At 66.0% G+C, this 12,332-nt stretch carries 8 protein-coding genes; 6 read left to right on the plus strand and 2 right to left on the minus strand.

What is annotated here, in order from left to right; genetic code table 11:
* The first annotated feature begins 156 nt into the window (after positions 1 to 156).
* From kdpF to AC5O5I_RS08255, 6 genes are all read left to right on the plus strand, one after another.
* Complete coding sequence (kdpF, locus tag AC5O5I_RS08230) at positions 157 to 246, plus strand: K(+)-transporting ATPase subunit F (protein WP_172224081.1); 90 nt, start codon at positions 157 to 159, stop codon at positions 244 to 246.
* Between the two features lie 8 nt (positions 247 to 254).
* Positions 255 to 1,949: a potassium-transporting ATPase subunit KdpA gene (gene kdpA / locus AC5O5I_RS08235; protein ID WP_494512330.1), complete on the plus strand. Its 1,695-nt coding sequence runs from the start codon at positions 255 to 257 to the stop codon at positions 1,947 to 1,949.
* A gap of 9 nt (positions 1,950 to 1,958) precedes the next feature.
* Entirely contained in the window at positions 1,959 to 4,013 is a 2,055-nt protein-coding gene (gene kdpB, locus AC5O5I_RS08240) for a potassium-transporting ATPase subunit KdpB (RefSeq protein ID WP_494512331.1), read from the plus strand.
* 10 nt (positions 4,014 to 4,023) lie between these two features.
* Entirely contained in the window at positions 4,024 to 4,575 is a 552-nt protein-coding gene (kdpC, locus tag AC5O5I_RS08245) for a potassium-transporting ATPase subunit KdpC (RefSeq protein ID WP_172224071.1), read from the plus strand.
* Positions 4,576 to 4,735: 160 nt separating this feature from the next.
* On the plus strand, positions 4,736 to 7,390 hold the full coding sequence (locus AC5O5I_RS08250; RefSeq protein WP_172224067.1) for a DUF4118 domain-containing protein: 2,655 nt from the start codon (positions 4,736 to 4,738) through the stop codon (positions 7,388 to 7,390).
* Complete coding sequence (locus AC5O5I_RS08255; protein ID WP_172224062.1) at positions 7,387 to 8,088, plus strand: response regulator; 702 nt, start codon at positions 7,387 to 7,389, stop codon at positions 8,086 to 8,088. Before AC5O5I_RS08250 ends, AC5O5I_RS08255 begins: the two co-directional genes overlap by 4 nt.
* A 148-nt stretch (positions 8,089 to 8,236) precedes the next feature.
* Here the strand turns inward: AC5O5I_RS08255 and AC5O5I_RS08260 are convergent, their stop codons facing one another.
* Together AC5O5I_RS08260 and AC5O5I_RS08265 are read right to left on the minus strand one after the other, a co-directional pair.
* On the minus strand, positions 8,237 to 9,142 hold the full coding sequence (locus AC5O5I_RS08260; protein WP_172224057.1) for a LysR family transcriptional regulator: 906 nt from the start codon (positions 9,140 to 9,142) through the stop codon (positions 8,237 to 8,239).
* A gap of 161 nt (positions 9,143 to 9,303) precedes the next feature.
* Positions 9,304 to 12,234, minus strand: coding sequence for an aminotransferase (locus AC5O5I_RS08265; RefSeq protein ID WP_172224053.1), 2,931 nt, complete (start codon positions 12,232 to 12,234; stop codon positions 9,304 to 9,306).
* Between the last annotated feature and the right edge of the window lie 98 nt (positions 12,235 to 12,332).

The following is a 12,332-nucleotide window of genomic DNA, read 5'->3' on the forward strand; positions in this document are numbered from 1 at the left end:
GGCTTACCCGCGAAGAGGCCGGCACTGACACCCCCAAAGCCCACATTTTTACGCTTTCTTTATTCCTATCCCCACCACCCGATCTCGCTCCTTTACGCCCCTCCCTCGGACAATCTCCCCAAAGCGGCCCAAGCCGCACCACGGGGAGAACTACTCATGAACATGCTCGAAGGGCTGTCACTGCTGCTGGCAGTGGCCTTGGCGTTTTATCTGCTGGCGGCGCTGCTGCGCGCCGATCGCAGCTAGGAGCGGCCATGCACAGTCACGATTACGCCTTGCTCCTGGCATTTTTCGCCATCGTGCTGCTCCCGGCACCCTGGCTTGGGCGGTTCTACTTCAAGGTCATGGAAGGCCAGCGCACCTGGCTGTCGCCGCTGCTGGGCCCGGTCGAGCAGGGCTGCTACCGGCTTGCGGGAGTAAACGCCAGCCAGGAGCAGAACTGGCGCCAGTACACCCTTGCCTTGGTAGCGTTCAACCTGGCCGGGTTCCTGCTGTTGTTCGCCGTATTGCTATTGCAGGGCTACCTGCCGCTCAACCCGCAGCATTTGCCTGGCCAGGAATGGTCGCTGGCGTTCAATACTGCCGTGAGCTTCATCACCAATACCAACTGGCAGGCCTACAGCGGTGAGGCATCAGTCAGCTACCTCAGCCAGATGCTCGGCCTGACCGTGCAGAACTTCGTCAGCGCCGCAACCGGCCTGGCCGTGCTGGTTGCCCTGTGTCGCGGTATTGCCCGGCGCAGTGCCAACACCCTTGGCAACTTCTGGGTCGACATGACCCGCGCCACCCTCTACGGCTTGCTGCCGCTGTGCCTGCTGCTGGCGCTGCTGCTGGTAGGGCAGGGCGTGCCGCAAACCCTGGCCGACTACGCCCACGCGGTGACCTTGCAAGGTGCCGAGCAGACCATCCCGCTGGGCCCGGCGGCCAGCCAGATCGCCATCAAGCAGCTGGGTACCAACGGCGGTGGCTTCTTCGGGGTCAACGCGGCGCACCCGTTCGAGAACCCCACTGCCTGGAGCAACCTGTTCGAGGTGGCGTCGATCATCCTGATCCCGGCAGCCCTGGTGTTCACTTTCGGCCACTACGTAAAGGACCTGCGCCAAAGCCGCGCAATCCTGGCCTGCATGCTCGCGCTGTTCCTGATTGGCGGCAGTACGGCGTTGTGGTCCGAGTACCAGCCCAACCCGGCGCTTGAAGGCGCCCAGGTACAGCAGGGCGCGCCTATGGAAGGCAAGGAAAGCCGCTTCGGCACTACCGGCTCGGTGCTGTGGACGGTGACCACCACTGCCGCCTCCAACGGCTCGGTAAACGCCATGCACGACAGCCTCAACCCGCTGACCGGCATGGTGGCGATGGTCAACATGATGGTTGGCGAGGTGATCTTCGGCGGCGTCGGCGCAGGGCTGTACGGCATGTTGCTGTTCGTGCTGATCGCGGTGTTCCTGGCCGGGCTGATGATCGGTCGCACGCCGGAATACCTGGGCAAGAAACTGCAGGCGCGTGAGGTACAACTGTTGGTGGCAACACTTCTGGTGATGCCGGTTGGCGTGCTGGTACTCGGCGCCATCGCTGCCAGCCTGTCGGGCCCGGCAGGTGCGGTCAGCAACCCCGGCGCACATGGTTTCAGCCAGCTGCTGTACGCCTACACCTCGGGCACCGCCAACAATGGCTCGGCGTTTGCCGGTTTTGGCGCCAATACCGTGTATCACAACCTGATGATTGGCCTGGCCATGCTCATCGGCCGCTTTGGCTACATCCTGCCGGTGCTGGCCTTGGCCGGCAGCCTGGCGGCGAAGAAGAGCGCGCCCCAGGGGCAGAACAGCTTCCCCACCCACGGCGCGCTGTTCACCGGCCTGCTGCTGGTGACCATCCTGCTGGTCGGGGGGCTGACCTTCCTGCCGACCCTGGCCCTTGGACCAATCGCCGAACACCTGAGCCTGGCTTACTGAGGACCGACCATGAACATGCCCATTCCTGAAGTAAACGCCCGGCACAGTGCCCAGGACCAGACCCGCTTCGCCGCGCTGTGGCGCCCGGCGCTGGTGCAGGCGTTCGTCAAGCTCGACCCGCGCCAGCTCAGGCGTTCGCCGGTGATGCTGGTAGTGGCTCTGACCGCAGCACTGACCACCGTATTGTGCGTAGCCCCTGGCAGTGGCGTAGGCACCGGTGTTGCCGTGCAGATCGCCTTGTGGCTGTGGTTTACCGTGCTGTTCGCCAACTTCGCCGAAGCTTTGGCCGAAGGCCGGGGCAAGGCCCGCGCCGATAGCCTCAAAGCCGGTAGCCAAGGCCTGACCGCGCAGCGGCGCAAGCGCGATGGCAGCTACGAGACTGTCGCCGCCAGTGCACTGCGCAAGGACGACGTGGTACGCGTGGTGGCCGGCGAAATGATACCTGGTGACGGCGAGGTGCTAGAAGGTATCGCCGCCGTCAACGAGGCCGCCATCACCGGCGAATCCGCGCCGGTGATTCGCGAATCCGGTGGCGACCGCTCGGCGGTGACCGGCAACACCCGGCTGGTGTCCGACTGGCTGCTTATCCGCATCACCAGCAACCCGGGTGAATCCACCCTGGACCGCATGATCGCCTTGGTCGAGGGCGCCAAGCGGCAGAAAACCCCCAACGAGATCGCTCTCGACATCCTGCTGATCGGCCTGACCCTGATCTTTCTGGTCGTGGTGGTGACCTTGCAGCCGTTCGCCCATTTTGCCGGCGGCAGCCTGCCGCTGATCTTCCTGGCTGCGTTGCTGGTAACGCTGATCCCCACAACCATCGGCGGCCTGCTGTCGGCCATCGGTATCGCTGGCATGGACCGGCTGGTGCGGCTGAACGTCATCGCCCGTTCGGGCCGGGCGGTGGAGGCGGCCGGGGACGTGCACACACTGATGCTCGACAAGACCGGCACCATCACCTTCGGCAACCGCCGCTGCAGTGCCCTGCATGCCGCACCGGGCATCACCGCCCGGGAACTGGGGGAGGGCGCCTTGCTGGCCTCGCTGGCGGACGATACTGCCGAAGGCAAATCGATTGTCGAGTACCTGCGGCAGTTGCACGACTTCGTCGAGCCGCCTGCCGGCCAGTTCGACGCAGTAGCCTTTAGCGCCGAGACCCGCCTTTCGGGCATCGACCTGCAGCAGCGACGCTATCGCAAGGGTGCTGTGGATGCAGTGCTGGCGTTCGTCGGCATGCAGCGGCTGGAAATGCCCCCGGCGCTGGCCCGCGAAGTGGAGCGCATTGCCCAGAGCGGTGGTACGCCGCTGCTGGTGTGCGTCGACCAGCGCCTGCTGGGCGTGATCCACCTCAAGGACGTGGTCAAGCCCGGCATTCGCGAGCGCTTCGCCGAGTTGCGCAAACTGGGTATCCGCACGGTGATGGTGACCGGCGACAACCCGCTGACCGCCGCCGCCATCGCTGCCGAGGCGGGGGTGGATGACGTACTCGCCGAGGCCACCCCCGAGAAAAAGCTGGCGCGCATCCGCCAGGAACAGAACGACGGCCGCCTGGTGGCCATGTGCGGCGACGGCGCCAACGACGCCCCGGCACTGGCCCAGGCAGACGTGGGCATGGCCATGAACGACGGCACCCAGGCGGCGCGCGAGGCGGCCAACATGGTCGACCTGGACAGCGACCCGACCAAGCTGCTGGACGTGGTCCAGGTCGGCAAGGAGCTGCTGGTGACCCGAGGTGCACTGACCACATTCTCCATCGCCAACGACGTGGCCAAGTATTTCGCCATCCTGCCGGCGCTGTTCGCCGCCATCTATCCGCAGCTGGGTGTGCTCAACCTGATGCATCTGGCCAGCCCGCAAAGCGCGATCCTGTCGGCCATCGTGTTCAACGCGCTGATCATCATCGTGCTGATCCCGCTGGCGCTGCGTGGCGTGCGGGTGCAGGCGGCGAGCGCGGCGCACCTGCTGCGGCGCAACCTGCTGATCTACGGGCTGGGCGGCATTGTCGTGCCGTTTGCCGGGATCAAGCTGATCGATCTGCTGCTCAATGCCCTGCACCTGGTCTGAGGAGGCCGACATGACTACTTATGTACGCCCGGCGGTGAGCCTGGCTTTGTTGATGACCTTGGTCACGGGTGCGCTCTACCCGCTGGCAGTGACGGGCATAGCCCAGGTGGTGTTCCCGGAGCAGGCCAATGGCAGCCTGGTGCGCGATGACCAGGGGCAGGTGCGAGGTTCGGCGCTGATTGCCCAGGATTTCCAGGGCGATGGCTGGTTCCATTCGCGGCCTTCGGCAGGCGCTTACGCCACCGTCGCCAGCAGTGCCAGCAACCTTTCGCCGAGCAACCCGGTGCTGGCCGAGCGGGTCAAGGGGGAGGCGGCTGCGCTGTACCAGGCGCAGCAGGGGCCGGTGCCGCAGGCGTTGCTGACCACTTCGGCCAGCGGCCTTGACCCGCACTTGCCACCGGAGGCGGTGGCTTACCAGATTCCGCGGGTGGCGGCGGCGCGGCAGTTGCCGGTGGCGCGCTTGCAAGCCCTGCTGGAAGAGGCCACCCTCCACCCATTGATCGGCCCGCCCGTGGTCAATGTGCTGGCGATTAACCGGATGCTTGAGCAACTGAGCCACTGAAATGGGGCCGCTGCGCGGTCCATCGCCGGTAAGCCAGCTCCCACCCCGACCGCATCGCTCCAAGCCTTGTGCAGTACCTGTGGGAGCCTGGCTTGCCGGCGATGGCCTGCGCGGCAGGCCCGGGAATGCCGCAGGCCGCAGTAAAATCAAAGGATGAAACATGAGTGATTCCACCCGCGCAGACGCGCTGTTGGCCACCCTCCCGCGAATCGGCCGGGGTCGGCTCAAGGTGTTTCTGGGTGCCGCCCCTGGGGTCGGCAAGACCTTCGCCATGCTCCAGGCGGCCCACGCCCAGCAGCGCCAGGGGGTGCAGGTGCTGGCCGGGGTTGTCGAAACCCACGGCCGCGCCGAAACCGAAGCCTTGCTGGCTGGCCTTCAGCAGCAGCCTTTGCTACGCAGCCAGTACCGCGGTGTCACCCTGGAAGAGATGGACCTGGACGGCTTGCTCAAGGCCACCCCAACCCTGGTGCTGGTCGATGAACTGGCCCACACCAACGCCCCCCGCAGCCGGCACGCCAAGCGTTGGCAAGACGTGCAGGAGCTGCTGGCCGCAGGCGTCGATGTGTACACCACGGTCAACGTCCAGCACCTGGAAAGCCTCAACGACAAGGTCCGCGACATCACCGGCGTGCACGTGCGCGAAACCCTGCCGGACTGGGTGCTGCAGGAAGCTTTCGAGCTAGTGCTGATCGACTTGCCGCCGCGCGAACTGCTCGAGCGCCTGCGCGAAGGCAAGGTGTATGTGCCCGAGCAGGCGCGGGCGGCCATCGATGCATTCTTCTCGCAGACCAACCTCACCGCCTTGCGTGAAATGGCCATGCAGACCGCCGCCGCCCAGGTCGATGCCGACCTGGCCCACGGCTATCGCCAGCGTGGTCAGGAGGCCCCGACCCTGCGCGGGCGGCTGCTGGTGGGCGTGGATGGCGATGACCAGGCCGAACGCCTGGTGCGCCATGCCAGCCGCGTGGCCCAGCGCCGCCACCTGCCCTGGAGCCTGGTGCATGTGGACAACGGCCGCCTGCGCGACGAAACCGCCCGCCATCGCCTGCAGGCCGCGCAGCAACTGGCCGAGCGCCTGGGCGGGGAGGTGGTATTGCTGCGCGCCGGCGAAGTGGCCCGCACACTGATCCAGCATGCTGCCGAGCGGCGCGCCAGCCTGGTACTGGTCGGGCAGTCCCGCGACCGCCTTCGCCGGCGCCTGTTCGGCGCAGGGGTGGCTGCGCGGCTACTGCGCGAAAGCCATGGCCTGGAGATCAACGTGCTGGACCGCGATGTGCAGGCGCAAGCGCCGCGTTCGGCTGTGCGGCGGGTGTGGGTGTGGCGCCATTACCTGCTGGCGCTACTGGCCACGGTCATGGCGGCGGGCCTGGCCTGGGCGGTATCGAGTGTGCTGGCGCTACCCAATATCTCGCTGGTATTCCTGGCGGCGGTGTTGCTGGTCGCGGTACGCAGCAGCCTGGGGCCTGCTCTGGCCTGCGCGGCGCTGTCGTTCCTGACTTACGACTTCTTGTTCATCCCGCCCAATTTCTCGTTCAGCATCCAGCGCGAAGAAGACGTGCTGACCCTGGTGTTCTTCCTGTTGATGGCGGCGCTTACCGGCAACCTGGCCGCCCGCCAGCGCCGCCAGCTTCAGGCGCTGCGCGAGACCCAGGCGCAGACCAGCCAGTTGCTCGACCTGTCGCGCCGGCTGACGGTGGCCACCGACCGCCAGGCAGTGTTCAATGCCGCCGGCCAGCATCTGGGCGGCTGGCAAGACCTGCAGGTGTGCCTGCTGGAGCGCAACGTCGAAGGCCAGCTGACGGTAGCCAGCGGTGAGGCCCACGCCTTCAGCGACACCGAGCGCGCCGCCGCCGACTGGGCCTGGCAGCACGGTCAGGCGGCCGGCCACGGCAGCGACACCTTGCCCAATGGCCGCTGGTGGTGGTGCCCGCTGGCGGTGGACGAGCAACCCTTGGCATTGCTCGGTGTGCGCCCGCGTGCGGGGCAGCCGCTCAGCGACCCGCGTCGGCGCTTGCTGGTTGCGCTTGGCCAGCCGCTGGCCCAGGCGCTGGCGCGCGCGCGTCTGGCCGAACAGCTTGAGGCCGCGCGCCTGCACGGCGAAACCGAGCAGTTGCGCAGTGCCTTGCTGGCGTCCGTGTCCCATGACCTGCGCACGCCATTGACCGCCATGCGCGGCAGCATCGACAGCCTGCTGGCGCTGGGCGAAGCGATCCCGGTCGACGACCGCCGCGAATTGCTGGAAGGCACCCGCAATGAGGCTGAGCGCCTCGATCGCTACATCCAGAACCTGCTGGACATGACCCGCCTGGGCCACGGCGGGCTCAAGCTGGCCCGCGACTGGGTAGCCCCGGGGGACATTGTCGGCAGCGCCCTCAATCGCCTGCGCGTGGTGCTGGCGCCGTTGCGCGTGCACACTGATGTGCCAGTCGAGCTGCCGTTATTGTTCGTGCATGCAGCACTGATCGAGCAGGCGTTGGTCAATGTGCTGGAAAATGCTGCACGGTTCTCGCCGGCCAATGGCCGGCTGGCGTTGCAGGTATCGGTGCAGGACAGTCAATTGCGCTTTGCCGTGTTCGACCAGGGGCCCGGCATTCCCGTGGCCGACCGCGAGAAGATCTTCGATATGTTCTACACCGCAGCCCGTGGCGACCGTGGCGGGCAGGGCACCGGCCTGGGCCTGGCCATCTGCCAGGGCATGATCGGCGCCCATGGCGGGCAGATTCTGGTGGGCGAAGGCATTGATGGCCAGGGCACCGGCATCACTTTATGCTTGCCGCTGCCCCCTCAACCTGAAGCCGAAAGCGAAACCCCATGAGCCAGTCCGCCACCCTGTTGGTCATCGACGACGAACCGCAGATCCGCAAGTTCCTGCGTATCAGCCTGACCTCGCAGGGCTACAAGGTGATCGAGGCGGCTACCGGCGGCGAAGGGCTGGCCCAGGCGGCATTGGGCAAACCGGACCTGGTGGTGCTCGACCTCGGCCTGCCGGACATGGACGGCCAGCAGGTGCTGCGCGAGCTGCGCGAGTGGAGCACGGTGCCGGTGATGGTGTTGTCGGTGCGCGCCAGTGAAGTGCAGAAGGTCGATGCACTCGATGGCGGCGCCAATGACTATGTGACCAAGCCGTTTGGCATCCAGGAGTTTCTGGCCCGGGTGCGTGCCCTGTTGCGCCAGGTGCCCCAGGCCGCTGGTTCGGAAGTGTCGGCGAGCTTTGGGCCATTGACTGTGGACTTTGCTTTTCGCCGGGTGACCCTGGACGGTGTGGAAGTGGCGTTGACGCGCAAGGAGTATGCCTTGTTGGCTCTATTGGCCGGGCACCCGGGGCGAGTGATTACCCAGCAGCAGCTGCTCAAGGATATCTGGGGGCCTACCCATGTGGAGGACACCCATTACTTGCGGATTGTGGTGGGGCATTTGCGCCAGAAACTGGGCGATGACCCCACAGCGCCGCGCTTCATCGTTACCGAGGCGGGGGTAGGGTATCGGTTGGTGGCCCCGTCGCATCCTGATTGACTGGCGCGGCCTTTGTGGGAGCGGGCGCGCCCTCGAAGCAGGCGACGCGATGGATGGCACCGGCTTCGTCGGTGTTCGCGGCTGAAGCCGCTCCCACAGGGATCGCGCTAGCTTCTGAATCATGATCAAGGCCTCGTGCTGTGGCATCTCAGGCTCTTGGTGGCTCCCTCTCGAAAAGCTGGCGCACGACTTCCAGATAGCGCCGCGCCCCCAGGCCTAGCGGGCGTGGCTTGAGCCAGATGATGTCGACCCACAGGCGCAAGCGGCTGGCCATGTTGTCGAAACGCACTTCTGCCAGCGCGCCCGACGCGATCAACGGTTCAACCAGCGGCTCTGGCAGGTAGGCCCACCCGAGGCCGGATTGCACCAGGTCCAGCGTGGCCAGGTAGCTGTCGGTCAGCCAGATACGCCGCGACAGCACCATGCGCGGGTCCGACCCGGTGGCCTTGCCCGAGGCGACGATGATCTGCCGCTGTTCGGCGAATGCCTCTTCGGGCAAGGGTGTGCCGCTGTTCTGACCCGCCGGATGGCGCGGTGACGCGACGGCCACCAGCAACTGGCTGCCAGCTTCCAGAAACGACTCGCGCTCGTCGATGCCGGGCCGTTCGAACACCAGCGCCAGTTGCACGCTGCCCTCGTGCAGCAGGCGGATGGCTTCGGTCTGGGTGGCTGTACGCACTTCGATTTCCAGGCTGGGGAATTCTTCTGCCAGCGTTACCAGTGGTTGGCTCCAGCGGCCGGTCTGCAACTCGGGCGCCATGGCGATGGTCAGGCGTTTTTCCAGGCCTTTGTGCAACTGCAAGGCCTGGGCGTCCAGCAGGTTGAGCTGGCAGATCACCTGCCGGGCCTGAGGCTCCAGCGCCAGGGCGGCGCTGGTGGGCAAGGCCTTGCGGGTGGCCCGGTCGAACAGCACCAGGTCCAGTTCTGCTTCCAGTTGGGCGATGGCCATGCTCACCGCCGAAGGTACACGGCCCAGCTTGCGTGCGGCGGCGGAAAACGACCCGGCATCCATCACGGCGAGAAAGATTGCCAGGGAGTCGCTGGTAAAGGCCATGTTCACAAAACCTGTTGTACGTGATGTGGGTAATGTAACTGGCTGCCTCGGGCTTGCCATGGGATTTGCAGCGCCGGTGAGATCGAGCGCCGCCCGCGCGGCGCTCGATCTCATAGACGCAGCAACTCCAAAGGCCTGTACCTTCAGCCACCACTCAACCCCTACAGCCCTTCGCCAAGCACCCGGTCGATGCTGTCGACAAAGTAGTCCACGCTTGCCCGCGTAGTGCACATCGGTGGCTTGATCTTGAGGATGTTCAGGTAGTCGCCGGTCGGCTGCATGAAGATGCCCAGATCACGCAGGCGGTCGCACAAGGCCATGGTTTCCTCGGTGGCCGGTTCCAGGGTTGCGCGGTCACGCACCAGCTCCAGCCCCAGGTAGAAGCCAGAGCCATGTGCAGCGCCAGCCAGCGGGTGCTTGTCCACCAGCGCCTGCAGGCGGGCCTTGAAGTAGCGCCCGGTATCACGGGCGTTGTCCCACAGGCCTTCCTCCTGCATCACGTCCAGTACCGCCATGCCGATGCGACAGCTGACCGGGCTGCCACCGGCCGAGGAGAAGAAGTAGCCCTCGGCTTCCAGCGCTTCGGCGATTTCGCGGCGGGTGATGACCACACCCAGTGGCTGGCCGTTGCCCATGCCCTTGGCCATGGTGATGATATCCGGCACCACGCCCTGTTCCTCGAAGCCCCAGAAGTACTCACCCAGGCGGCCGTACCCCACCTGTACCTCGTCGGCGATGCACACGCCGCCACGGGCGCGGACCTTGGCATACGCATCCTGCAAGTAGCCCGCCGGTAGCGAGATGCCCCCGGCATTGCCGTACACCGGCTCACAGATGATGCCGGCCAGCTGGCGACCGCGGGCGTCGAGGTCGGCCAGCTTGGCGTCGACGTCCTGCAAGTAGTCGGTGGCGCTGTTGGGACCGCGGAAGCGGCCACGGAAGGTGTTTGGTGCCTCGACCGGGTGCACCCAGTCCGGGCGGGTTTCCAGCGCTTGCGGGTTGTCGGCGATGGAGGTGGAGATGGCATCGGTTGCCACCGACCAGCCGTGGTAGGCCTCCAGCACGCTGAGCAAGTCACGCCCGCCGCTGTAGGCCCAGGCCAGGCGAATCGCCAGGTCGTTGGCTTCGGTGCCGCTGTTGACCATGAACACCCGGTCGAAACCTTCGGGCGCCAGGGCTAGCAGGCGCTCGGAAAACTCGGTGATTGCCGCGTAGTGGAAGCGCGAGTTGGTGTTCAGCAGTGACCACTGCCGCGCCGACTCGGCGACCATGCGTGGGTGGCCATGGCCTAGCACCGCGACGTTGTTGAGCATGTCCAGGTACGAACGGCCCTGCATGTCGATCAGGTAGTTGCGCCAGCCGCGCTCGATATGCGGCGGCTGCGCGTAGTAGTGCTTCTGCGAACGGGCGAAGCTGGCGTCGCGGCGGGCTAGCAGGGCTTGCGGATCGGGTAGCGGCTGGGCATCGCAATCGAAGCCCAGCAGTGCGGCTGGCGACGGGCACAGGGCCAGCCAGGCAGCGGCGTGGGATGGGGTGGCAAAGAAAGGCGGCTGAATGCCGTTGTCCAGGCACAGCTGCACGCTGAGGAAGCCACAAGTAGTGCCCAGCGACTGGCCTTTTTCCACGCCCTGGCCGTCTGCCGGTGCGTCTTCCAGTCCCTGCAGCAACAACGCCCAGTGCGCGGTGCGCAGGCAGCCTCGGCCGTCGCCGTGGCGCTCCCAGGTGCCGGGTGCTGGCGCTTGCACCAGGCTGCCGTTGGGCACGTGCAGCTCTACGCCGAGGGCGCAGGTGGCGGGCTCTTCGGGGCTGTCGATGTGGGTTTGCGACAGGCGATATTGCCCATGCAGGCTGCAGGCCGGGGCGGCTTGTGCAGTCAGCAGATGCTGGTCGAAACCGGGTTGTTCCCAGTTACCGGCTTCGCAGAGTGAGCTGAGTACCCCCAGGTCTACCCGGGACACAGCCTGCCCGGAGAGGTCAGGGAGCAACCGGGCGCAACCGTTCAAGTCCGGCACCTTGGCTTGCAAGCCCGCAGCTTGCAGGATGGCCGCTTCCATCAGGGTGAAAGGCACGGCGGTGGCAGTGTCGAAGATTTCCCATTCGTGAGCGATGTTGTCGCGGGTGTACTGGTTGCCGGGGTCAATAGCCAGCTGCTGTTCGCTGCTCAGCACCAGTACGGCAGCGCGGTTTACTACCAACGGCCACAGGGCGCGCAGTTCCGCCTCGGTCAGCGGGTTGAGTGCCTGATAGGCCTGCACGGCTGGCAGGATGCGCAGTGGGTCGCCCTCGGCGTGGTGCAACAGCGCAGCGCAAGTCACCGACAGGTCGGCGATGCGCCAGGTGCGTAGCAGGTCGCCGAAATCAATCACGCCTTGCAGTTGCCACTGGCGCTGGGCATCACGGGCCCACACGGTGTTGTCGTCGGTGATGTCCAGGTGCACGGCCTGACTTGGCAGTTGATCAACCAGGGGTGTCAGGCGCTCGCAGGCTTGGCGGGTAGCGCGTTCGATGCGAGCGCGCTGCGCGCTGTCCTGCAGCACCGGCAGCAGATGACCGATCAGTGCCTGGGCATGCTGCGGATCCCATTGCAGGGTGCGCACCAGGCCTGGGTGGTCGAAGTTGGCCAGCGCTTTGTCCAGCCGGGCGCAGAGCCCGCCCAGTTCGCCCATAAGCCGTGGTTGCATGTGCTTGAGACGGGTGAGGGGTTGGCCGTCGATGTAATCGAGCAGGCGCAGGCGCAACGGTTGGCCGTCTATCTCCAGGTCCAGTAACTGCTGGCCGCTGGTGGCCGTGCGTGCGGCTGGCACCGGCAAGCCCTGATCGCGCAGGTAGGACAGGGCGGCGTGCTGTGCTTCCAGTTCCTGTTGCGCATAGCTGCCGTGACAGGCCTTCAGCACGAATCGGCCTTGTGGCGCGTCCACGCGCACGTTCAGGTCTTGCTGGCTGCCCAGGGCCGTGAGCGTGCCGGCGAGGCCATAGTGCATTTGTAGCACGGCATGCGCCTGGGCTTCGCTGAGCGAAGGGCTGGGCAGGCCGGAGCGCTGGATCAGCGCCGCCAGGGCTGGGGAAGTGGGCGGCTGTTGTGGACTGGACATGGGCTCTACCGTTGGTGCCGGGAGTGGATGGTGGAGAATTTATGCCCTTTCTGGCTGATGATGGAAGACGATTGTTGTCAGTAAAATTGATCACTGAC

Source organism: Pseudomonas sp. 9_2_1 (genome assembly GCF_059295275.1).